At 64.0% G+C, this 22,723-nt stretch carries 24 protein-coding genes; 8 read left to right on the top strand and 16 right to left on the bottom strand.

Going from position 1 to position 22,723, the window contains the following annotated elements; translation table 11 throughout:
* Positions 1–192: 192 nt before the first annotated feature.
* The 3 genes from NLM31_RS31165 (at position 193) to NLM31_RS31155 (ending at position 3,428) form a co-directional block, all read left to right on the top strand.
* The gene (locus NLM31_RS31165; RefSeq protein WP_254194787.1) at positions 193–657 is read left to right on the top strand and encodes a group III truncated hemoglobin; all 465 of its coding nucleotides are present in this window, start codon (positions 193–195) and stop codon (positions 655–657) included.
* 265 nt (positions 658–922) lie between these two features.
* Positions 923–1,573: a Rieske 2Fe-2S domain-containing protein gene (locus tag NLM31_RS31160; protein WP_254132965.1), complete on the top strand. Its 651-nt coding sequence runs from the start codon at positions 923–925 to the stop codon at positions 1,571–1,573.
* 127 nt (positions 1,574–1,700) lie between these two features.
* A complete protein-coding gene (locus NLM31_RS31155; protein ID WP_254196303.1) occupies positions 1,701–3,428 on the top strand; it encodes a methanol/ethanol family PQQ-dependent dehydrogenase in 1,728 nt (575 codons plus the stop codon).
* Positions 3,429–3,594: 166 nt separating this feature from the next.
* On the opposite strand, the gene NLM31_RS31150 is transcribed toward NLM31_RS31155, so the two are convergent.
* The 7 genes from NLM31_RS31150 to xoxF5 form a co-directional block, all read right to left on the bottom strand.
* The gene (locus tag NLM31_RS31150) at positions 3,595–3,855 is read right to left on the bottom strand and encodes a hypothetical protein (RefSeq protein ID WP_254194786.1); all 261 of its coding nucleotides are present in this window, start codon (positions 3,853–3,855) and stop codon (positions 3,595–3,597) included.
* 53 nt (positions 3,856–3,908) lie between these two features.
* Positions 3,909–6,221: a molybdopterin cofactor-binding domain-containing protein gene (locus tag NLM31_RS31145; protein WP_254194785.1), complete on the bottom strand. Its 2,313-nt coding sequence runs from the start codon at positions 6,219–6,221 to the stop codon at positions 3,909–3,911.
* 1 nt (position 6,222) lies between these two features.
* Complete coding sequence (locus NLM31_RS31140) at positions 6,223–6,675, bottom strand: (2Fe-2S)-binding protein (RefSeq protein WP_254132961.1); 453 nt, start codon at positions 6,673–6,675, stop codon at positions 6,223–6,225.
* Positions 6,676–7,296: 621 nt separating this feature from the next.
* The gene (gene gfa / locus NLM31_RS31135) at positions 7,297–7,857 is read right to left on the bottom strand and encodes an S-(hydroxymethyl)glutathione synthase (protein WP_254132960.1); all 561 of its coding nucleotides are present in this window, start codon (positions 7,855–7,857) and stop codon (positions 7,297–7,299) included.
* Positions 7,858–7,890: 33 nt separating this feature from the next.
* The gene (locus NLM31_RS31130; RefSeq protein WP_254132959.1) at positions 7,891–9,000 is read right to left on the bottom strand and encodes an S-(hydroxymethyl)glutathione dehydrogenase/class III alcohol dehydrogenase; all 1,110 of its coding nucleotides are present in this window, start codon (positions 8,998–9,000) and stop codon (positions 7,891–7,893) included.
* Positions 9,001–9,061: 61 nt separating this feature from the next.
* Positions 9,062–9,550: a c-type cytochrome, methanol metabolism-related gene (locus NLM31_RS31125; RefSeq protein ID WP_254135484.1), complete on the bottom strand. Its 489-nt coding sequence runs from the start codon at positions 9,548–9,550 to the stop codon at positions 9,062–9,064.
* Positions 9,551–9,661: 111 nt separating this feature from the next.
* A complete protein-coding gene (xoxF5, locus tag NLM31_RS31120; RefSeq protein ID WP_254132958.1) occupies positions 9,662–11,467 on the bottom strand; it encodes a lanthanide-dependent methanol dehydrogenase XoxF5 in 1,806 nt (601 codons plus the stop codon).
* 513 nt (positions 11,468–11,980) lie between these two features.
* Between xoxF5 and NLM31_RS31115 the strand changes: the two genes are divergently transcribed.
* Positions 11,981–12,949 (top strand): helix-turn-helix domain-containing protein, encoded by a 969-nt coding sequence (locus NLM31_RS31115; protein ID WP_254132957.1) that lies wholly within the window; start codon positions 11,981–11,983, stop codon positions 12,947–12,949.
* 55 nt (positions 12,950–13,004) lie between these two features.
* On the opposite strand, the gene NLM31_RS31110 is transcribed toward NLM31_RS31115, so the two are convergent.
* The 5 genes from NLM31_RS31110 to NLM31_RS31090 form a co-directional block, all read right to left on the bottom strand.
* Positions 13,005–13,430, bottom strand: a complete 426-nt coding sequence (locus NLM31_RS31110; protein WP_254132956.1) for a hypothetical protein — start codon at positions 13,428–13,430, stop codon at positions 13,005–13,007.
* Positions 13,431–13,511: 81 nt separating this feature from the next.
* Positions 13,512–14,552, bottom strand: coding sequence for an FUSC family protein (locus NLM31_RS31105; protein WP_254194784.1), 1,041 nt, complete (start codon positions 14,550–14,552; stop codon positions 13,512–13,514).
* Between the two features lie 293 nt (positions 14,553–14,845).
* On the bottom strand, positions 14,846–15,772 hold the full coding sequence (locus NLM31_RS31100; protein WP_254194783.1) for an ABC transporter substrate-binding protein: 927 nt from the start codon (positions 15,770–15,772) through the stop codon (positions 14,846–14,848).
* Positions 15,769–16,113, bottom strand: a complete 345-nt coding sequence (locus tag NLM31_RS31095; RefSeq protein ID WP_254194782.1) for a cytochrome c — start codon at positions 16,111–16,113, stop codon at positions 15,769–15,771. Before NLM31_RS31095 ends, NLM31_RS31100 begins: the two co-directional genes overlap by 4 nt.
* A 21-nt stretch (positions 16,114–16,134) precedes the next feature.
* Positions 16,135–17,799, bottom strand: coding sequence for a methanol/ethanol family PQQ-dependent dehydrogenase (locus NLM31_RS31090; protein ID WP_254194781.1), 1,665 nt, complete (start codon positions 17,797–17,799; stop codon positions 16,135–16,137).
* Between the two features lie 333 nt (positions 17,800–18,132).
* Here NLM31_RS31090 and NLM31_RS31085 point away from each other — a divergent pair, with 333 nt between their 5' ends.
* The 4 genes from NLM31_RS31085 to NLM31_RS31070 all read left to right on the top strand — a co-directional run bounded on the left by NLM31_RS31085 (position 18,133) and on the right by NLM31_RS31070 (position 20,028).
* A complete protein-coding gene (locus tag NLM31_RS31085; protein ID WP_254194780.1) occupies positions 18,133–18,525 on the top strand; it encodes a calcium-binding protein in 393 nt (130 codons plus the stop codon).
* A gap of 171 nt (positions 18,526–18,696) precedes the next feature.
* Entirely contained in the window at positions 18,697–18,777 is an 81-nt protein-coding gene (gene pqqA, locus NLM31_RS31080; protein ID WP_012029362.1) for a pyrroloquinoline quinone precursor peptide PqqA, read from the top strand.
* A gap of 24 nt (positions 18,778–18,801) precedes the next feature.
* The gene (locus tag NLM31_RS31075) at positions 18,802–19,713 is read left to right on the top strand and encodes a hypothetical protein (RefSeq protein ID WP_254194779.1); all 912 of its coding nucleotides are present in this window, start codon (positions 18,802–18,804) and stop codon (positions 19,711–19,713) included.
* Between the two features lie 105 nt (positions 19,714–19,818).
* Complete coding sequence (locus tag NLM31_RS31070) at positions 19,819–20,028, top strand: hypothetical protein (RefSeq protein ID WP_188104815.1); 210 nt, start codon at positions 19,819–19,821, stop codon at positions 20,026–20,028.
* Between the two features lie 10 nt (positions 20,029–20,038).
* On the opposite strand, the gene NLM31_RS31065 is transcribed toward NLM31_RS31070, so the two are convergent.
* The 4 genes from NLM31_RS31065 to NLM31_RS31050 are packed head-to-tail and all read right to left on the bottom strand — an operon-like array spanning position 20,039 to position 22,723.
* Positions 20,039–20,386 carry a hypothetical protein gene (locus NLM31_RS31065; RefSeq protein ID WP_254132949.1) on the bottom strand — a complete coding sequence of 116 codons (348 nt, stop codon included), beginning with the start codon at positions 20,384–20,386 and terminating at the stop codon, positions 20,039–20,041.
* A gap of 26 nt (positions 20,387–20,412) precedes the next feature.
* Positions 20,413–21,207 carry a pentapeptide repeat-containing protein gene (locus NLM31_RS31060; RefSeq protein ID WP_254194778.1) on the bottom strand — a complete coding sequence of 265 codons (795 nt, stop codon included), beginning with the start codon at positions 21,205–21,207 and terminating at the stop codon, positions 20,413–20,415.
* A 48-nt stretch (positions 21,208–21,255) separates the two neighbouring features.
* Entirely contained in the window at positions 21,256–21,996 is a 741-nt protein-coding gene (locus NLM31_RS31055; protein ID WP_254194777.1) for an ABC transporter ATP-binding protein, read from the bottom strand.
* A complete protein-coding gene (locus NLM31_RS31050; RefSeq protein ID WP_254132946.1) occupies positions 21,986–22,723 on the bottom strand; it encodes an ABC transporter permease in 738 nt (245 codons plus the stop codon). Before NLM31_RS31050 ends, NLM31_RS31055 begins: the two co-directional genes overlap by 11 nt.

The following is a 22,723-nucleotide window of genomic DNA, read 5'->3' as shown; positions in this document are numbered from 1 at the left end:
TCTAACATCGGATCAGGCGCTCCTTTTCCTTCTCCCCTTGTGGGAGAAGGTGGCGCGAAGCGCCGGATGAGGGGTTGGTTCCGCAAACTCAAATGTGTGAGTTTGTGGAGACAACCCCTCACCCGGCTCGCCGCTCCGCGGCGAGCCACCCTCTCCCACAAGGGGAGAGGGGAAGAAACAACGGACTACGACATGTCGGATCGACTGAAGGCCGAGCGCGAAGCTGCGGCCGAACGGCGGAACCTGCTGACGCAGGATGCAATCGAGCGCACCGGGATCACCGAGGAGATGATCGGGGAACTCGTCACCCGTTTCTACGGACGCGTCCGCGAGGATGCGTTGCTTGGGCCGGTGTTCGCGATCGTGCAGAATTGGGACGAACATCTCGCCAAGCTCAAAGACTTCTGGTCGTCGGTGGTGCTGATGAGCGGGCGCTACCACGGCTCGCCGATGCGGGCGCATGTGCCGCTCAGCCTGGTCGGCGATCATTTCGATCGCTGGCTCAACCTGTTCGAACAGACCGCGCGCGAGGTCTGCCCGCCGCCGGCAGCCAGCCTCTTCATCGACAAGGCGCGACGCATCGCCGACAGTTTTGAGATGGCGTCGGCCACCATTGCGGGACGCATTGCGGCGCCGCGCCACGTGCTCCGGTCCTGAAATACAAAATGCCTGCTCGATAAACGTGCAGTTGAATCGCTTTCCGGTTGCATCGCGCCACGACTAGCGCGTTGCACCAATTCCAACATCATCGGTCTGATCTGCAAAATCATCATGCAGATCGCGCGGCATGACATTGAAATGGCAAAAACGCGTTTGAATGCGTGCGATCGTGTTCAATCAAAGCGAGCATAGCCATATTGATGCACTGCGGCGCCAATTCTTCGCCTTCATTTCGGCAGAGTTCCAGCGCCTGCTAGCATGCATGTCGCGCGCATCATTCAGCACCTCATCATCATCCGACAGCAATGCGGAAACCGAAGCCGATGTGAGCGCGGAGCAAACGCGGCGAACGCTGCTGCTCGGCGCGCTCGCCACCACCGCCTGTCTCGGCTGCTCCGCGCCCGCGCGCGCAGGCGAAGATCCGCCCGGCTCGGACGAGCGGCCGCAGAAGGGCGATGCGCTCGTGTTCTCCGAAGGCGACAACGAAGGAAAGCTCATCAAGGCATCCGATCTGACGCTTGGCGGGCCGCCGGTGCATGCCTGGCCGCAGGATCCCAAGACATCGGTGGTGCGCAGTGCCTCGCGGCTCAACGAGATCCTGATCATCAAGCTCGATCCTGCCGAGCTCGACGAACAGACGCGCGCGCGTGCCGTCGACGGCATTGTCGCCTATTCGGCGATCTGCGCCCACGCCGGTTGTCCCGTCACCGCCTGGGTCAAGAGCGATGTCGGCGACAAGGACGTGTTCAAGTGCATGTGCCACAACTCCGAATACGACCCACGCGCGGGTGCGCAGGTGGTGTTCGGGCCGGCGCCGCGGCGGCTTGCCGCGCTGCCGCTGGCGCTCGCTGACGGTTCGCTCAGCGTCGCGGGCGGTTTCATCGGAAAGGTAGGTGGCGCGCAGCCGGGATGATGGACGTTGCGGGATGTGCCCGCCTCACGAGAGGCCGCATCCGCCGAGGGGCGGATTTCGGGACGAACGACAAGAATTCAACACAAGAATTCAATCGGATGAAAAAGGGGAAACGTCCATGAGGTCAATGACCAGGAAGCAATTACTGCTGTCCGGCTTCGTCGCCTTCACCTGTGTTGCCTCGACCGCCGCGATCGCGGGCCCGATCGAGAGCTACGCGCCCGTCACCCAGCAGCGTCTGGAGAATCCGGAACCGAGCAACTGGATGCTCTATCGGCGCACCTATGACGGGCAGGGCTATAGCCCGCTCGAGCAGATCAACACCTCGAACGTGAAAGACCTTACGCCGGTCTGGACGTTTGCCACCGGCGTGGTCGAAGGCCACGAAGCGCCGCCGATCGTCAACAACGGCGTGATGTTCGTGGCGACGCCGATGGGGCAGGTGATCGCGCTGAACGCGAAAACCGGCGACGAATATTGGCGCTACAAGCGTCAGCTTCCCGATGATCTGTTCCAGCTGCATCCGACCAGCCGCGGCGTCGGGCTGTGGGAGGACAAGCTCTATCTCGCCACCACCGATGACCACGTCGTCGCGCTCGATGCCAAGACCGGCAAGGTGGTGTGGGACACCAAGGTGCAGGATTACAAGAAGGGTCAGTACATGACCCTGATGCCGTTGATCGTCGACGGCAAGGTCATCGTCGGCGGTTCCGGCGGCGAACTCGGCGTGCGCGGCTACGTCGTCGCCTACGATGCCAAGGACGGCAAGGAACTGTGGCGCACCTTCACCATTCCCGGCGAAGGCGAGCCCGGTCACGATACCTGGCAGGGTGATGACTGGAAGACCGGCGGCGGCTCGGCCTGGATGACCGGCACTTACGACAAGGACACCAAGACGATCTATTGGGGTGTCGGAAACGCCGCGCCGTGGCCCGGCGAAACCCATCCCGGCGACAATCTCTATACCTCGTCGGTGATTGCACTCGATCCTAACAACGGCAAGATCAAGACCTATCACCAGTACCACCAGAACGATTCCTGGGACTGGGACGAGGTCGACGCGCCGATGCTGGTCGATCTGCAGCGCGACGGCCGCAGCTTCAAGAGCCTGATCCACCCCGGCCGCGACGCGATCTTCTGGGTGCTCGAACGTACGCCGACGAAGATCAACTACGTCGCCGGCTGGCCGTTCGTCGCCACCGACGTCTGGAAGGGCATCGACGCCGAAAGCGGCCGTCCGATCGTCGACATCGATCACAAGCCGGCGATCGGCAAGCGCGTCGAGTTCTGTCCGTCACTGTGGGGCGGCAAGGACTGGCCGTCGGCCGCGTACAGCCAGAAGACCGGTCTCGTCTATGTCCCCGCCAACGAGAATTTCTGCGGCGGCTTCACCGGTGAGAAGGTGCCGCTCAAGCCGGGCGAGCTCTGGCTCGGCACCAAGCCCGAGGACATCGGGTTGAAGGCGAAGCCCGGCGCCGATCATTTCGGCGAGCTCCAGGCCTGGGATCCTGCGACGGGCAAGAAGGTGTGGCAGCACAATTTCCCGAAGTCGCAGCTGTTCGGCTCGGTGACGGCGACCGCAGGCGATCTCATCTTCGCCGGCGGCACCAACGACCGCAACTTCCGCGCCTTCGACGCCAAGACCGGCGCAGTGTTGTGGGAGCAGAAGACCAATTCCGGCATCATGGGCATGCCGGTGTCCTATGAGATCGACGGCACGCAATATATCGCGATCCAGTCGGGATGGGGCGTGGACGCGCAGCGCATCCAGGACGCGCTCGCGACCAACAATATCGGCATCGAGTCCAACGTGCCGCAAGGCGGCGTGATCTGGGTGTTCGCGCTGAAGAAGTAAGCTCCGCGGCGGATCGAATTAGGCGGAGCAGCAGGGGGGTGGCGAGTGCGGCGGACGGTCAACGTCCGCCGCATTTTGCGTGGGGTGATGGGATTGCCGCCGTTGCTCGTCATGACTGGGACGAGCCCGGTCATGAGAGAACATCAGTGCGCGAGAGCGTCCCGCACTACTTCCCCTGCCGATCCACCTTGTCCTTCTCCGCCTGATTCATCTCGCGAACCTTTGGATCGCTCGGGCTCTGTCCGGTGGTCTGGGTCGTGGAGGCGGGTGGGGCGCTGGCGTTGGGAAGCGAATTCTGTTCCGGCGCGGTGGGGCGTGTCGCCGTGGTCGGCGGCGCGGTGGTGCTCTGGGCGAACGCGGCTGCAGCCGTCAAAAGAAAGGCGCTCGACAGCAGCGAGACTGCGAGCGCCCTTGGAATGTTGGTCATCGATCTGCTCCTGTCAGATCGAAGAGAAACGGCGCGAGGCCGTGTCTGTTCCGTCAAGCCTCCAATTGCTTGCCGATCGGAAGCGCGCGGATGCGCTTGCCGGTCGCTGCGAAGATCGCGTTCGTCAGTGCAGGCGCAAACGGCGGCACGCCGGGCTCGCCAACGCCGCTCGGCGGCGTGTCGGGGCCGGGTGGCACGATGTAGACGTTGGTCACCAGCGGAGCCTCGTCGATCCTGATCACCTGGAAGTCGTCGAAATTCTTCTGCTCGACCTTGCCGTCCTTGAAGGTGACCGCGCCATATTTGGCGAGGCTCAAGCCCATGATGGCGGCGCCCTCGATCTGCGACGCGATGCGTTCGGGGTTGACATAGGTGCCGCAGTCGATCGCGGTGTCGACCCGCGGCACCGTCAGCTTGCCCTTCTCGTCGACGGCCACCTCGACGATGGTCGCGATGTAGCTGACGAAGCTGCGGTGCACGGCGATGCCGAGGCCGTGGCCCTTTGGAACCTGACGGCCCCATTCGCCCTTCTCGGCGACCAGCTCGACCACCTTGCGCAGGCGCGCGGTGTCGATCGGGTAGCTGTCATAGGGCTCGCCGTAATTCCACAAGTCCTTCACCGCCGGCTTGACGATGCGGGGACTGCCGATCAGCGCCAGCAGCGTCTCCTTCTGGTCGCGTCCGGTTGCGTTCGCGATCTCGCCGACCATCGACTGGACGGCGAAAGCGCGCGGGATGTTCGAGACCGAGCGGAACCAGCCGATGCGGGTGAACGCCGCAGCTTCCGGGTTCTCGCAAGAGATATTTGCGATCTCGAACGGCATGTCGACGAGACCCATGCCGAGCTCAAACGCCGCCGCGTGCTTGGCACCGGCCGCGAAGGTCGAGGCGATGGTGGGCGCCACGCTGCGGTGGCGCCAGGCGATCACCTTGCCGTCCTTGTCCAGACCCGCCTCGATCCGCTCCGCCGAGACGGTGTGCAGGAAGTCGTGATGGAGGTCGTCCTCGCGCGTCCATTGCACCTTGACGGGCGTGCCGAGCTCCTTCGACAGCAGCGCAGCCTCGAGCGCGAAGTCGCATTTCGACTTGCGGCCAAAACCGCCGCCGAGCAGCGTGACATTGACGGTGACATTGCCCTCGGGGATGCCGAGTGTCTTGGCGACGTCCTCGCGGGTGCCGCCGGGGCTCTGCACCGGCGCCCAGATCTCCGCCTTGTCGCCCTTGACGTCGGCGACCGCGACCGGCGGCTCCATGCTGGCATGGGCAAGGTGCGGCAAGTAATATTCGCCGACCACGACCTTGGCGGCGGACTTCAGCGCGGCGTCCGCGTCGCCCTCCTGGCGCACGACCAGGCCCGGCTTGCGCGAGGCGTCCTCGAGCTCCTTGCGGTAGGCGACCGAGTCGTATTTGCCGTTGGCGCCGTCGTCCCAGACGAGCTTCAGCGCGTCGCGGCCCTTGATCGCCGCGCCGGTGTTGCGGGCGATCACGGCAACGCCACCGAGCGGCTGGAATTTCGACGGCCACGGCCAGCCCTGAACCTTCATCACCTTCTCGACGCCCGGCACCTTCAGCGCGGCGTCCGGATCGAACGAGGTGAGCTTGCCGCCGGTCACCGGCGGGCGGGCGATCACGGCGTATTTCATCCCGGGCAGGCGCACATCGGCGCCATAACGCGCCTTGCCGGTGGTGATGTCGTGGAGATCGACGATGCTGACCTGGCCCTTGCCGAGATAGCGGAAGTCCTTCGGGTCCTTCAGCTTGAGGCCCTCGATGGCAGGCACCGATTCCTTGGCGGCATCTGCCGCGAGCTCGCCGAAGCCGAGCTTGCGGCCGCTGGCGCTGTGGACGACCTCGTGATTGACGGCCTTCACCTCGGTCGCCGGCACGTTCCAGCGCTTGGCCGCAGCCTGCTCCAGCATGGTCCGGGCAGAGGCGCCGATCTGGCGCATCGGGATCAGGTAATGCCGCGTGCTGCGCGAGCCGTCGGTGTCCTGGTTGCCGAACTTGACCTCGTCGCCATGGGCCTGCTGCACCTTGACCTTGGACCAGTCGGCCTCCATCTCCTCGGCCACGATCAAGGGCAGGCTGGTGCGCACGCCGGTGCCCATCTCGGAGCGGTGGGCGAGGATGGTGACGGTGCCGTCGGGCGCGACCGCGACGAACACGCGCGGATCGACCACGACGCCATGCGGCATCTTGCCGGCGCCGGTCTCATAGGCAAAGGCCTGGCGCGACATCACGGGGGCGGCGAGCACGAAGCCGCCGGTGACGCCGAGCCCCTTCAGGATGCTGCGACGCGAGACCTTCTCGACCTTCAGATGCTTTTCGAAGCCACGAAGCTTCCGGGGATTGTCGATGAAATTCATGTCACACTCCCGTCGATGCGAGGTGGACGGCGTTCTCGATGCGCTGGTAGCAGCCGCAGCGGCAGATGTTGCCGGACATCGCCTCGCGGATCTGGTCATGCGAGGGCTTGGGGTTGTCCATCAGCAGCGCAGCCGCCTGCATGATCTGGCCGGCCTGGCAGAAGCCGCATTGGGGAACATTGACCTGGCGCCAGGCCTTCTGGACGGGATGATCGCCATTGGGGTGCAGCCCCTCGATCGTGGTGATTTCGCGCCCCGCGACGTCGTTGACCGAAGTGATGCAGGCGCGGACCGCCTCCTTGTCGACGATGACGGTGCAGGCGCCGCACAGGGCCTGGCCACAACCGAATTTCGTGCCGGTTAACCCGGCCTCGTCGCGCAGGAACCAGAGTAGCGGGAGATCCGGGTCGCCATCCCAGCTCTGTTCCTGGCCGTTGATCTTCAATTTGATCATGATCGTCCCTCGCTCTTCATAAGCTCGATGATTTCAGGATTTGCCGATGTCGATCGGCGAAATGGTCCGTACGTCGTGCCGTCGCATCTCCGCCTGTGATCCTCCGCGGGCAAATCCCGGCAGGAAGCTGAAATGCGAATCGTCATGTGCGGATGTGCTCGATACCTCCCGTTTTGTTCTTAATTGATTGAATGTCGCGCGGCATCATCACGGCGGAATGGTAGCAGACATCGCGCCGGGTCGGCGTTCACAGCCAAGTGTTCTTAACGAGCTGTTCTCGACGGGAAAAGATCGCAACGAAGGTTGTCAAAAGCAGGGCGCGGCAACACGCCGCGCGATCGGCAAATACAAAATCTGCGCGAGGTGAAAAAAGCTTCGTCCGCCAGAGGGACTGCGCGGACGAAGCAGTAGTCCTCAGTCGAGGGAGGGAGAATCGCAAGGCGCGCTGACTTCAAGCAGGAAGAGGGCGGCACTGCGCAGTCATTCAGAGACCAGGACTGAGGGAGCGGAACGCGCTCGCATACGCAAAGTGCACAGGCGGCAAACTCGCCGCAATCATTCGAGAGCTGTCCGTCCCCTCTGATGACTCCCGAGGGGACGGACAATTGTCTTGCGGCCTTGTCAGGCGGCTTTGGCCTTCGCCACGTGGGTCGCGATCGCATCCATCAGCGCCGGCGACAGGCAATCATAGGGCTCGAGCCCGATTTCCTTCAGCCGCGACCGGATGCCGGCCATCTGTTCGGGCTTGACGCCGGATTCGATCACCGAGGAGACGAAGGCGGCGAATTGCGGCGCCTGCGAGCCCTGCTCCTGGAACAGCTCCGGATGAACGAAATCGAGCCCGTAGAACGGATGGTTCTTGTTCTCGATGCGGCCGAACATGTGGGTGCCGCAGGCCTTGCAGGCGTGACGCTGGATCACCGCCGAGGCGTCGACGATCTGGAGCTTGTCGCCGTTCTCGAGCACGGTGAGGTTCTGGCGCGGCACGACCGCCACGACCGAGAAGTTCGCGCCCTGCGGCTTCCAGCACTTGGTGCAGCCGCAGGCGTGGTTGTGCGCCACGTCGCCCTTGATGCCGACCTTGACCTGATGGTCCTTGCATTTGCAGGCGAGCGTGCCGCCGGCAAAGTGGCCGGTGCCTTGTTTGAGACCGTTGTCGATCGAGGGATGGAGTGCAGTCATGGGTCGATCCTCCTTGGGTGTGACGCTTGCGAGCTAGAACACGACGACTGAACGAATCGATTTACCCTCGTGCATCAGGTCGAAGCCCTTGTTGATGTCTTCGAGCTTGAGCGTGTGGGTGATCATCGGGTCGATCTGGATCTTTCCGTTCATGTACCAGTCGACGATCTTCGGCACGTCGGTGCGGCCGCGGGCGCCGCCGAAGGCGGTGCCGCGCCAGTTGCGGCCGGTGACGAGCTGGAACGGACGGGTTGCGATCTCCTTGCCGGATTCGGCGACGCCGATGACGACCGAGGTGCCCCAGCCGCGATGGCAGGCTTCCAGCGCCTGGCGCATCACGGTGGTGTTGCCGGTGCAGTCGAAGGTGTAGTCGGCACCGCCGTCGGTCAGGGTCACCAGATGCGGGACGATGTCGCCGGTGATCTTCTTGGGGTTGACGAAATCGGTCATGCCGAACCGGCGGCCCCATTCCTCCTTGGTGTCGTTGATGTCGACGCCGATGATCTTGTCGGCGCCGGCCATCTTGGCGCCCTGGATCACGTTCAATCCGATGCCGCCGAGGCCGAACACGACGACGTTCGAGCCTGGCTCGACCTTCGCGGTGTTGACGACGGCACCGACGCCGGTGGTGACGCCGCAGCCGATGTAGCAGCTCTTGTCGAAGGGGGCGTCCTCGCGGATCCTCGCCACCGCGATCTCGGGCAGCACCGTGAAGTTGGAGAAGGTCGAGCAGCCCATATAGTGGTAGATCGGCTTGCCCTTGTAGGAGAAGCGGCTGGTGCCGTCGGGCATCACGCCCTTGCCCTGCGTCGCGCGGATCGCGGTGCAGAGATTGGTCTTCTGGCTCAGGCAGCTTTTGCACTGCCGGCATTCCGGCGTGTAGAGCGGAATGACGTGATCGCCCGGTTTGACCGAGGTCACGCCTGCACCGATCTCGCGGATGATGCCGGCGCCCTCATGGCCGAGGATCGACGGGAAGATTCCTTCGCTGTCGAAACCGTCGAGCGTGTAGGCGTCGGTATGGCAGATACCCGTCGCCTTGATCTCGACCAGGACTTCGCCGGCCTTCGGTCCTTCCAGATCGACTTCGACGATCTCGAGCGGCTTCTTGGCTTCAAAAGCAACGGCGGCACGTGTCTTCATCGGTAACTCCTCAAATTCTCGCAGGGCGCCAAGACCTGAGTCTCAGCCGGGTCCCAAACGTTCACTTCTTGCCCATGCACGAGTCTTCATTCTTGGTATAGGCGTCGTTCTTGTCCTCATGCTTGCCGGGACGGGCGCGGCCCCAGGCCTCGTTGGAGCGGGCGCGCAGATAGACATAGAGATCGTCCATGTAGCAGGCGACGTTCGGGTTATCTCCGAAGGCCGGCATCACGTTCTCTGCGGCGGTGGAGATGTTCTTGCGGCCCGAGGCGACGACGCCGAGGAAATCGGCATAGCTCATCGTCTTGAGCGAATCCTTCAGTGCGGGTGCATAGGTCGAGCCCATGCCATCCGGGCCATGACACACATGGCAGTCCGAGTGATAGCGGCGGTATCCGGAATAGGTGTACCAGTCGACGGTCTCGCCGTTGACCTTGTAGGTCGGGTTACCTTCCTTATCGAGCCATTCGCCAGTTTCGTTCTGCTTGACGGCGGTCGGGTCGCCCGAGCCGTCCGCGACAGCAATTCCTCCGGACGCAACGAAGATCATCGCAGCAATGACAGAGCAGATTTTACGCAAGAGGTGTTCCTCGAAGGCGTTCGGTGGAGACGAGCCGGCGCGTGGAGTTGATCCACGCGCCGGAGCGATACGGAGCTGAGGCTAGTTCGCGGGCAGCGAGAACACGGTCAGCGTACCGCCGAGCGCCGTGTAGTTGCTGAGCGCGGCGTAGCCACCGACTGCGCCGAGACCTGCGGTCGGATCGGTCAGGCCAGCTGCCAGACCGATGCCGGCCCAGCCGCCCACGCCGGAGAGCACTGCGACATACTGCTTGCCGCCGTTCTCATAGGTGGTGACGTTGCCGATGATGCCGGAGGGAGTCTTGAACTTGTAGAGCTCCTTGCCGGTCTTGGCGTCGACTGCCTTCAGGTAGCCTTCGAGCGTGCCGTAGAACACCACGCCGCCGGCGGTCGCGAGGGCACCCGACCAGACCGAGAACTGCTCCTTGTTCGACCAGACGATCTTGCCGGTCTTGCCGTCCCAGGCGATGAAGTTACCCATATGGGTATCGCCCTGCGGCGGATACATCGAGAGCGTCGCACCCACATAGGGCTGGCCCGCGGTGTAGCTCACCTTGAACGGTTCGTAGTCCATGCAGACGTGGTTGGTCGGAACGTAGAACAGCTGCGTGTCCGGCGAGTAGGCTGCCGGCTGCTCGTCCTTGGTGCCGAGCGCGGCCGGGCAGATGCCCTTCACGTTGTGATCTTCGCCGGCCTTGTCGGTCGAAGCTGCGTCGAGCACCTTCGGACGGCCATAGGTGGCGGAGTTCTTGTCCATGTCGACGCCGGAGGTCCAGTTCACCTTCGGATCGTACTTTTCGGCGACCAGGAGCTCGCCGGTGCCGCGATCGAGCGTATAGCCGAGGCCGTTACGATCGAAATGCGTCAGCAGCTTGCGGGCCTGGCCGTTGATCGACTGGTCCGAGAGGATCATCTCGTTGACGCCGTCATAGTCCCATTCGTCATGGGGCGTCATCTGGTAGACCCACTTGGCGACGCCGGTGTCCGGGTTACGCGCCCAGATGGTCATCGACCATTTGTTGTCGCCCGGACGCTGCTTCGGATTCCAGGTCGAGGGGTTGCCCGATCCGTAATAGATCAGGTTCATCTCGGGATCGTAGGAGATCCAGCCCCAGGTCGCGCCGCCGCCGATCTTCCACTGATCGCCTTGCCAGGTCTTCAGGCTGGAGTCCTTGCCGATCGGCTTGCCGAGCGCAGTGGTCTTGTCGTCGACCAGGATCTGGTCATCCGGGCCTTCCGAGAAGCCGCGCCAGGCCAGCTTGCCGGTCTTGATGTCGTAGGCGCTCATGTGAGCCTGAACGCCGAACTCGCCGCCGGAGATGCCGATCAGCACCTTGTCCTTGACGACCATCGGTGCCGAGGTGCCGGTCTCGCCCTTGCTCGGATCGCCGTTCTTGGCGGTCCATGCAACCTGACCGGTCTTGGCGTCGAGTGCGACGAGGGTCGTGTCGGCCTGATGCAGGAAGATCTTGCCGTCACCGAAAGCGAGGCCGCGGTTAACGGTATCGCAGCACATCACCGGGATGACGTTCGGATCCTGCTTCGGCTCGTACTTCCAGACGATCTTGTTCTCGTTGGAAAGGTCAATGGCGTAGACCTTGTTCGGGAACGGCGTATGGACGTACATCATGTTGCCGACGATCAGCGGGCCGCCTTCGTGGCCGCGCAGCACGCCGGTCGAGAAGGTCCAGGCAACCTGGAGCTTGCCGACATTTTGTGCATTGATCTGGTTGAGCTTGGAGTAGCGGGTATTGGCATAGTCGCCGGTCGGCATCACCCAGTCTTTCGGGTTCTGCGACATCTTGAGCACTTCGTCATTGGCTGACGCGCTCCCGACGGCGAGAGCCGCCGCGGAGCCAAGAAAGGTCGCCAGTAGCACCTTGCGCATAGTCATTCCTCCGTTGGTCTCGTTTTATTGTTTCCGAAGCATTGCTCAATCACCGGGCTTCTCGTCCGGCGTCTGCTCGTGCAGGGCGGTCACGTTGGGGACCAGAAACGATGCTGTGCTGTTTCCTCCTCCGATGAGAGCTACGGGTCCACGTGCAGGAGCGGCCCGTTCTTTTTGTTCCTGCCGCAATCCCTAACGACTTCGCCAACGGGAAACTTGCCCAAGAGTGAACCCGCTTTGCTCGACAGCGCACGGAGGCAAAGTTTTTGATTTTGCGGTAGCGAATTCAGCGGCTTCCGTGCGGCCTGGCGCCGCGCGCAGCGATCAGGTTCCCCTTGACGGCGCTGCAACTAAGGCGGAGGATTAACTTTCAAGGGTGGCAAAGGAACGATGGCGCTCGTTCAAAAGACCGCCCAAATTTGAGGTAAACGTCACGCAATCATGGCTGAGGGCTCCAGCAGGCGCTGGCCGCGATTCGCGTAGAATCTCCGGGTATCACCAGTGGCTGGATTAATGTCCGACACAATTCACACGCTCTCGACGACCGGACTGACGCCGAAGCGCCAGATCCAAAGCTGGATCGACGGGCTGACGAGTCTGTGCGGACACTTCGATGTCGATCCGCTCGAAGCATCCTCGCTTGAGGGGCGCATCGACTACACCACCGTTTCGCGCCTGAAGCTCTGTCAGATCGAGGTCAGCCAGCATCGCATCGCGCACACGCTGGCGCGCGCCAAGGCCAATGAACACCCGTACATCAAGATTCACTTCCAGACCTACGGCGTGTCCTATTTCGAGCAGGAAGGCCGCCACATCGAGCTGAACCCCGGCGACATCATCGCCTATGACGTCTCATGCCCGCATCTGATCGTCAGTCCCGCCTTCACGCGCCACGATGTGGTGATCGTGCCGAAGGCGCTGCTGCGCGATCGCGGCTTTCCGTCTCAGCGCATGCCGGCCTGCAAGCTGTCGGCGAAGACGGGGACCGGGCGGATCGCCCATGATTTCGTCCATGCCACGTTCGACGAGGCGGCGAAGCTGTCGGCCAACAGCGCGGTCGGTGTTGCTGATTCGCTGATCGACCTGTTGCTGCTGCCGCTGCGCGAAGCCGACACGATGTTCGATCGGGTCGGGCCCGAGGCGATGTATGTGCGTGCCCAATTCTTCATCCGCGAGCACTTGCGCGATCCCGATCTGTGCATCGACCAGATTTCCGCCGAGCTCGGCTGCTCCAAGCGCTATCTGCACATGCTGTTCTCCGAGCGCGGCACGACGGTGAGCGACTACATCTGGCAGGCCCGCTTGCAGAACTGTCGCCAGGAGCTCGAGGCGCACGGCGGCAAGACCATCACCGATGTCGCATTCTCCTGGGGCTTCTCCAGCTCATCGCATTTCAGCCGCGTGTTCCGGAAATATTTCGGCGTGGTGCCGTCCTCGATCCACAAGGGGCAGCAGAGCGCTGTTGCCGTGGACGAGAATTAAGCGGGCGTCACGCTGCGGCTCGTCGCGGGTTGCGTTGGCCGGACCCGCGATCCCCTCACGTCGATGTGGCAACGTAGGGAATGCTGGCCACGAGAGCGGCCACCAGCACCGCGTTGCAGAGCATTCCGCTCCAATGCAAACGACGTAGCTGGCGCACCGCGTCCGCATTGCCCGCATCTCTGGCGCTGAGCTGATCGTCCATCTGGCGCATGAACCACGGGCGTCCCCAGATCGCGAGGGCCGCGATCAGGCCGATGCCCGCTGCGAACAGCGGTCGTCCCGCGAAGATGAAAGCCACCGTCCCGATGATGCCGGCCACGCTAATCATCCTGAACTGGATGTTGAACATCCCGCGCAGCAGCTGCGTCACCGGCGGGATGTCGAGCTTGACCAGCAGGAAAGCGGGCGAGGCCAGCAGGAAATAGCCCATCGGGAAAAGCAGGATGACCAGGGCGGCCACGGCGACGGCATCGGGTCTCATGCGAGCGGCCTTTCTCGTCCCTGACGGCAAGAGGCGTCCGGTTGTACCGTCCGATCATAGCTCGCAAATGCGTTCCCGACACTAGGCTTTGGTCGGATGCGAAGGGGGCGAACCACCTTTCCGCATCACGCGCTGCCAGACGATATCGGTCAGGGCAACCGCGATGAGGCCAAACGCGCCGCCGATGATCACATTGGCGACGCGCTCCTCCGCAATGCCGCTGGCGCCGCCGGCAAAGGATGCGGCGAGCGCGATGAAGAAGCAGCGCAGGCCGAAGCCGACGATATAGCGGGAGAACGAGATCAGCGTCAGTGTGGCTGCGAGAACCGCAAACGCATAGCCGACGCGGTTCTGCGGCAGTGCGAGACCGGCGAGGAAGCCCGAGGGCACACCGACGAAGGCGCCGATGGCGCGTTGCTTCAGCTTGTCGGTGGAGGCCGAGAGATCGCCGACCACGACGCTCGCGGCCGACCACATCACCCATTGTCCCTGCGCAAGGTCGAGGATCTCGACCAGCGCCGCCGCGGCGAACACCGCCATGGCGGTGGCCGCGGCGGGCAGCATCCACTCGGCCGCAGGCGGCCCGAACGAGGTCGCGGCATTGCCGCGCCGCCGCTGATCGTAAATCTGGATGCCGCAGACCAGCGCCAGTGCCACCGGCGAGGAGACGATGATGATGCCGGCATGCCGCAGCGCCTCCGAGGCGCTCACGCCTTCGCGCACTTCGCAGGCGAGGTAGACGGCCGGAATGAACACCCAATTGCCGAGCGTACGAAAATGCTCGCCGTTACGTGTCACCGCCACCGCGAGGAAGCCGGCAAGCGCGGTCAGAACCACGAACAGCGGTTTGATCGGGGCGGCGAGGAAGAGTGCCGCAAACGTCACGAGTATCACCAGATAATGCCATGCGACCACTTTGGGCGGAAAGTGCTGCCGCAGGGCCGGAATCAGCAGCGACACCGCGATCAGTCCCAGATTCAACAGCGCCGTCTCGCGCGAGATGAACCAGGCGGCCACGAACGGGCCGACCACGATCAGGGCGCGCAGCAGCTCACTGCTCTTGATCTCGCGGGCGAGGAGATCGCGGAGGCCCGAGGAGGGCGGGATGGTCGGGGCGTTCAAGGGGCACCGTCGTGAAATGAGACTTCAGAGATAGCACAGAAGCGGCCTCGTGATTTCAGCACGTTCAACGATGATCTCGCCACACCCTCGCTGTCATCGCCCGGCTTGCCGCCTTCGCTGAAGCTTCGGCGCGCCGAGCGCCTTTGTGGGCCTCGGCGTAGCCTTGGCGGAGCCGGGACCGGGCGATCCAGTATTCCGAAACGTGAGTGATTGATCCGATGGGCCGCGGCGTACTGGATGCCCCGGTCAAGCCGGGGCATGACAGTGGTGATGGGGCGGCACGTGAGGCCGCATCACCGCTGAATGATCTTCGTCCAGACGTCCCCGAGGATCGCCGGCTCGCGCGGCGGCAGATAGGTCAGGCCGGCTTGCTTGCCGAATTCGGCGATCTTGCCCTCGGCCGCGAGATCCGTGAGCGCCTTGTTGACGGCCTCGATCAGGGCAGGATCACTGCCAAGCCCGACATAGCCGCGATTGGCCCCGATCGGATAATAATAGCCGGAGCCTGATATCGTAGTGTCCGGATGCGCGGCGCGGTGGGCGTCGTAGCGGGCGAGATCGATCAGGGTCGCATCATAATCGCCGCGATCGAGCGCGCCGAGAAGGTCGTCGCGGGCGGGCACGAGATGGGTGATGTTGTCGATCAGCCGTCCCTTGTCGAAGGTCATCAGGATGGCGTCGCCGAGCGATCCGCTTTCGATGGCGAGGCGCAGGCCTGCGAGGTCGCCGATATCGTTGACCTTGTGGTCGCGCGCCTTCGGCCCGAGCACCACCGTCATCGGCGAATAGACGTAAGGCCGGGTCGGCGCGAGTTCGCCGAGCGTGACGCGGCGGCGCCGGTCATCGCGCGTGGCGCCTGCGAAATCCGGTAGGCGCGCCGTCGGCACGCCGGGCTTGACGAGGGAATCCGTTGTCAGCGCGTAGCCGCCGACCAGCGAGCAACGGCCGTCGGACAGCAGCGCATTGGCTTCGAGCTGCGGGCTCGAATCCTCATCCAGCTTGCTCTCGAACCACTGGATCCTGAGCGGGCGCCCCATCCGGTCCGCGATCGCCTGCGCCAGCAGCACGTCGAAGCCCGAGTCCGGCTTGCCGCGGTGATGCGCCGAGAGCGGCGGCCGGTCCTCGTCAAGGCAGACATTGAGGGGATCCGCCGCCCACGCCGCCGTTGCCGAAGCCGCAAGCGTCGCGGCGAGACCGAGTGCTGCCAACCGGCCTCTCATGGCTTCCTCCGGCTCGAGATGAAGGCCCAGAGATCGCCGATCTCGTCATCGTTGAGGATGTCGCCCCAGGGCGGCATCTTGTTGTTCTTGCCGTTCTTCACGGTGGTGACGAAGCGCGTCCTGTCGTCGGGAAAGGCGCGCAGGTCCGGCGTGATGGTGCCGGAATTCATCATGTTGGGGCCGTGGCAGTGCGAGCATTTTTCGGCGTAGGTCGACTTGCCGTGGTCGATCTGCGCCTGCAGCGGATTGCCGTTCGAATCATCCGCGGCACGAACGGTCGCCGCAAGCGCGACCGTCAGCACCGCGACGGTGGCGAGGATCGCCACCGTCTTGTGAGCCATGTCTCTCAACGTGTCTTGCCGTTACTGCTTCACCGCAAAGACCCAGAGCGAGCCGCCGGGCGGCACCTTGGCCAGCCGCTCGTCGCCGGAGAACAGCGAGTAGACGCCGCCATAGCCGCTGGTGACGGCGATGTACTGCACGCCGTCCTGCTGCCAGGTCACCGGCTGTCCCTCGATGCCGGAGCCGGTCTGGAACTGCCAGAGCTTCTTGCCGGTGTCGGCGTCGAAGGCTTCGAACTCGCCGGTCAGCGCACCCGTGAACACGACGCCGCCCGCGGTCGACAGCACGCCGGAGAAGCGCGGGATGTCGCTTGCCGCCTCCCACTTCGCCTTGCCGGTCATCGGATCGATCGCCTTCAGATGGCCGCGCGCGCCGTCACCCCATTCCCAGGGATCGGTCAGGTCCATGCCGAGATACCATTCACCCTGCTTGAAGGTGGCCGGCTCCGACTTGTACTTGCCGCCGAAGGCGAGCGTGTTGGCGTAGGCGAGGCCGGTCTGCGGGTTGAACGACATCGGCTCCCAGTTCTTGCCGCCGAGGATCGACGGATAGACGGTGACCTTCTTGCCCTCGCGCGCATCCTTGACGACGTCGGTTTCGATCGGACGGCCGGTCTTCAGATCGACGCCGGTTGCCCAATTCACCTTCACGTAAGGATTGGCCGCGAGCACCTTTCCGTTGGTGCGGTCGAGCACGTAGAAGAAGCCGTTGCGGTTGGCATCCATCAGCACCTTGGTCGGCTTGCCCTCGACGTTCATGTCGGCGAGGACCATCTCGGCCACCGAGTCATAGTCGAACGGATTGTTCGGCGAGAACTGGTAGTGCCACTTGATCTTGCCGGTCTTGGGATCCATCGCCAGCACGGAGCAGGTGTAGAGATTGTCGCCGGGCCGCACGGCCGCGTTGAACGGGCCGGGATTGCCGATACCCCAATAGACCGTGTTCAGCTCGGGATCATAGGAGCCCGTGATCCAGGTCGAGCCGCCGCCGAGCTTCCAGGTGTCGCCCTTCCAGGTGTCGCCGCCGGGCTCGTCCGGTGAGGGGATCGAATTGGTGCGCCAGAGATGCTTGCCCGTTGCCGGATCCCAGCCGTCGATGAAGCCGCGGGTGCCGAATTCGGCGCCGGAGATACCGGTGATGACGACACCGTCCGCGACCAGCGGCGCCACCGTCATCGAATAGCCTTCCTTGATGTCGGCCGCCTTCTGCCGCCACAGCTCCTTGCCGTCCTTGGCGTCGATCGCGATCACGTTGGCGTCGAGCGTGGTGCGGAACAGCTTGCCGTCGAACAGGGCGGCACCGCGATTGATGATGCCGCAGCAGACGATGCGCGGCGTCTCCGCCGGATATTCGATCTTGGATTTCCAGATCTGCTTGCCGGTCTTGGCGTCGACCGCCATGGTCGCATTGTGGGAGGTCACGTAGATCACGCCCTGGTACACCAGCGGCTGCGATTCCTCGCTGCGATCGTCGTTGAAGGAATAATTCCAGACCGGGACGAGGTTCTTGACGGTGTCCTTGTTGACCTGGTTCAGCGTCGAGAAGCGCTGCAGATTGTAGCCCATCCCGTAGTTCAGAACGTTCGACGTATCGGTTGCGCCCTTGACCAACTGATCGGTCGTTTGTGCGCTCGCAACCGAGCATGCGGATATGACGAGGCTCGCGGCCATCGCAAAGCGTTTCATCCGTTCCTCCCAATATGCGCGCCTTTTGACGCTGCGATTGCAACACTCCGCCCGAAAGCAAAACCCGTCAATACGAAAGTCGAAAGCGCGCTGCCGATAGTTTGGACGCCAGATGCCGGGCTTGATGCGGTAATCTTCGAAGAATTCTGCTCGTCTTGCGCGAATGCGCTGCACCAATTTCCACGGTGCGAAGATTGGCGCAGCGCGAGAATTTTGGCGCGGCCCCGGTTTCGTCGCGGTGACCATGGCAATTCGGCTTGAACCGCGGCCGGCTTGCGGACTTATGTTGTCGCGAGCCTGCGCGAATCGGGGCTCATGATGAGGGAGGTCAAAATGATATCGCGTCGCTCAATTGCGCTTGCGCTCACGTTCGCCGTGCTCTCCGGTCCGGCCTGGTCGGCATCCGGCGGCGCGGTCAAGATGTTCGACACCGACAATGACGGCACGCTCGATCTGGCCGAGGTGAAGAAGGCCGCCGCCGCGCTGTTCGCAAAGCTCGATCCCGATCATGACGGGACGCTCGACATGCGCGAATTGCGCGGACGGTTAACGGCGAAAGAGCTCGCCGCCGCCGACCCCGATCACGATGGCACGCTGACGCTCGATGAATATCTTGCAGTGGTGGAGCAGCGCTTCAATGCGGCGAATCCCGACAAGGATGGAACGCTGGATGCGAAGGAGCTGAACTCGCGCGCCGGCCGCGCATTGCTGCGCTTGTTGCGTTGAGCACAGCCGCGCTTGACTGGGAGCGAAGGCGGTTTGCCCGAGAGTGAACTGTGCGCGTCCCGCGCGACAGTTCGCTGTGTTCGTGGTCCGATTCCAGGCTTGCGCCGTGACTGACGCAGCCCTAGGTTTTGCCCGGCGCGATGTCGCGCTCAATCCCTGGGGAGACCCCGAATGGCCTGGAAAGCTCCGAAGATCGTGGAAGTGCCGGTCGGCATGGAAATCAACATGTACGCCTGCGCTGCGCGCAAGTAAGACTGACGACCTGCCACGGCTTCGATGGCGTGGGCCATCGAAGCCGTGGTAGTGTTCGTGATGCGCATTGGAGCTCACACATTCCGGACGGCGATCGCGTGCACGCTCACGCTCACGCTCCTGCCAATGTGCGCCAGGGCCGAAGAGGGCTTCGATACCGAGCATATCTTCGGCTTCATGATCGGCAGTGATGTCGGCAATCCCGGCGAGCGCGAATTCCAGACCCAGACGACGGGACGCTTCGGCAAGGGCGGCGGCACCTATCGCGCCCTCGGCCAGGAGGTCGAGATCGAAATCGTGCCGTTGCCCAATTTTCGCGTCGAGGTCGGCGGCACCGCGACGCTGCACGACATCACCGGCGTCCCCGATATCGACGACCGCCGTCAGTTCAATTTCCAGGGCCTCTCGCTCGACCTGCGTTATCGCCTGCTCGATCGCGAGAAGGCCCCATTCGGGATGACGATCGCTGCCGAGACCCATGGCGATCGCATCGACGAGGTCAGCGGCGCCAAGGGACGGATGTACGGCACCGACTTCACGCTCGCCTTCGATCGCGAGCTGATCCCGAATTTCGTCATCGGCGCGCTCAATTTGATCTACCAGCCCGAATGGGCGCGGTTCGAGGTGAGCGGGCTGTCCGAGAAGAGCTCCACCATCGGCGCCGCTGTCGCCGGCATGGTGCGCGTGCGGCCGAATTTCCTGCTCGGCGGCGAGATGCGCTACTTCCGCCAGTATGAAGGCATCGGCCTTGGCGAGTTCTCAGGGCAAGCCCTGTTCGTCGGACCGACCGCCTATTTCCAGCTCTCCGAGCAATCGCGGCTCACCTTGAGCTGGAGCATGCAGGCCTGGGGCCGGCCGGCCGGATCCGGGGCCAATCTCGATCTCGTCAATTTCGAACGGCACCAGGCGCGGGTGGTGTTCGGCATCAACTTCTAGCAAAGCGGGTTCCCCGCCTGCTCCTCACGCCGGATTGAAACTTCCGGCTCCTCGGGACGTATCCCCTTGTGCTAGTCTGAAGTGCTCTCGCGCAAGGATCCCGGCATGAATCCGATCGACCTGGTGGTGACTGTGTGTGCGGTGCTCTCGCCTGCGACCTGCGAGGAGCAGCATCTGGTGTTCAACTTTGGCGGCTCGCCGGCGCAATGCTCCATGGCCGCACCGCCCTATATCGCGCAATGGGTCGGTGAGCATCCGAAGTGGCAGGCCGTGCGCTGGCGTTGCGAATATCCGCATCCGAACGACAAGGCGTGAGCGGCTCGCGCTACTTCGTGCAGTCCTTCAAATCCTTATCCGCAATCGAGAACACCGCATCGGCCTTGATCTCGATGTCACGGACCACGCACTGCCGTGAATTGGGATAGCTGACCTTGGCGTCGTAGCGGCCGGGCTCGACGCCGGTGATCCGCAGCCGCTCGTCGTGGTCGACCTCCTTGTCCTTGTCGTTCAGGCACTGGTTCGGGCCCCAATCGGTCTTGCCGCTGGGTGCGAGCTGGAAGCCGGAGATCGTCTCGCTGGTCAAATTCCAGAGCCGGATGCCCTTGCCCTTGGTCTGCGCGGCGGCCTCACCGGCACACGCCAACACCGCGATCAAAACGAGACACCAACGCATCAGCCAGTCCTCCCAAAAGTGCGCCGCTATTCCCTGATCAGGCGCTCACGGTTCTTTGCCTTGTCGAAATTCTTGGCCCGGTCAAGGCCGATCGGTGCAATCAGCCTGGCGGAGGCGAGATCGGCGCCGTCGAAATCGGCGTCGATGATGGTCGTGCCGGTCAGGTCGGCGCCGCCGAGCTGAGCGTTCCTGAGCGACGCGCCGGTCAGGTCGGCCCCCTTGAGGGAAGCAAATTCGAGATCGACCCGGGACAGGTCGGCGTTGCGCGCGTTCAACTGCGCCAGATTGGCAGATCGCAGCACGGCGCGCATCAGTCCCATCGACTGGTTGCGCATGTCGGCACCGAGATGCGCATCCGCGATCGACGCGCCGACCAGGCTCGCGCCGCTGAGATCGGCCGCAATGCGCGCACCGGTCAGATCGGCGCCGTCGAGGCGAGCGCGCGCCATCTGTGACGCGAACAGATTGGCCCCCTTCAGGCTCGCGCCCGTGAGGTCCGCATCCAACAGCCACGCCTGATCGAGGACCGCCCCGTCAAGCCGGGCGCCGGCGAGTTTCGTCTTGTTGAGCCGTGCCGCGCGGAGGATGGCCTTGGTCAGGTCGAGACCACTGAGATCGAGCCCCGATAGCCGCTTGCCGGTCAAATCGGCGGGCGCGCCGGCGCTCGCATTGGCCAGCGTCGCCTCGACCTCCTGCCGGCTCATCTCGGCGGAGACCATGGCAGGCGACGTCAGATCGAGGTCCCGCATCATGTCCTGCGCGCGGGATGTTGGCGCGAGCAGAGCGAGGCCAAGCGCCGTCAGGGCGATCGTTCGCTTCATCAGAAGACTCCGCTGCGACCCAACCTAGCACGCGCCTCGCGCGATTGCCTATGAGACATCCCGCCCGGCGCGTTCGTCGCCTTGTTCCGCCTGGATGCGCAGCGCAAGCCCCGCCCTGATCGCCGCAATCTCGGCTTCGCCGCGTTCGGCGCGCGGGATGGCAATCGGCACCTCCTGCACGATGCGCGCCGGGCGCGGCGACAGGAAGAACAGGCGGTCGCCGAGACGGATGGCATCGTCGAGGCTGTGGGTGACGAGCAGCGTCATCACGGAGCGGCTCGCCACCAGCGTCGCAATCTCGTCGCGCAGGCGGCCGGCGAGCGCGTCGTCGAGCGAGGCGAGCGGCTCGTCGAGCACGAGCAGGTCGGGCTCAACCGCGAAGGCGCGCGCGAGCGCGACGCGGCGGGCGAGGCCCAGCGACAGTTCGCCCGGGAAGTGGCTGCGGTGCGCCTCCAGCTCCAGGATCTTGAACAGCTCCGACAGCTTGGCCTCGGCGACATCGGGTGCCGCCAATCGCACGTTCTGCTCGACCGATCGCCACGGCAGCAGCCGCGGCTCCTGGAACACCATGCCGATCCGCACCTCGGGCGGGCGCGCGACATGGCCGTCGAATTCGCGGTCGAGCCCGAGGATGATGCGCAGCATCGTGCTCTTGCCGCAGCCTGAGGGGCCGATCAGCACGCCGACCTCGCCGGACTGCAGCGCGAATTTGACGGGTGCCAGCACCTCGTGCGTTCCGCCCGCGGCACTTTTGAAAGTCTTGCCTGTGATCTCGACCTCAAGCCGCACGGGGCCGCCACCGCGTTGCGCGGGCCTCGAACGGTTGCACCAGCGCCGTCTCGATCACGAGCACGACCGCGGCAAATGTCAGGGAATAGGCCAGCAGGCGCGGCGTGTCGAACAGCTGGAAGGCAACGCCGATCTCGAAGCCGACGCCGTTCGGCCGTCCCAGCAGCTCGGCGACCAGCACGATCTTCCACACCAGCGACAGGCCGGAGCGGGCTGAGGCCGCGATATAGGGCGCAAGCTGCGGCAGCACGACATGGCGGAACGCGCGCCAGCGCGGCATCGCGAAGACCATCGCCATCTCGTCCAGCGAACGGTCGAGCGCGCGGGTGCCCTCGCGCAAGGTGACGACCGCAGTCGGCAGCTTGTTGATGGCAATCGCTGCGATCGCGGCGGTCTCGGTGAGCCCGGCCCAGATATAGGCCAGCACGATCACCACCAGCGCCGGCAGGTTCAACAGCAGGATCAGCCAGGGATCGCCGAGCCGGTCGGCGAGCTTGACCCGGCCCATCAGATAGCCGATGGCGCTGCCGAGCGACATCGCCAGCACGAAGGCGAGCGCCACGCGTGCCAGCGTCGCACCGAGATGCAGGAACAGCGCGCCGCTCGACGCTTCCGCGACAATGACATTGAGCACGGCGGGCGGGGAGGGCAGCTTTGCGCCTCCGACGAACAGCGCGGCGGTCCACCAGATCGCGAGAAACAGGGCGAACGAGAGAAGGCGCAGCAC

This window comes from Bradyrhizobium sp. CCGUVB4N (assembly GCF_024199945.1).
Lineage (GTDB): Bacteria > Pseudomonadota > Alphaproteobacteria > Rhizobiales > Xanthobacteraceae > Bradyrhizobium.
Note: the sequence above shows the minus strand (reverse complement) of the source record. Positions and strands in the feature narration are given on the sequence as shown.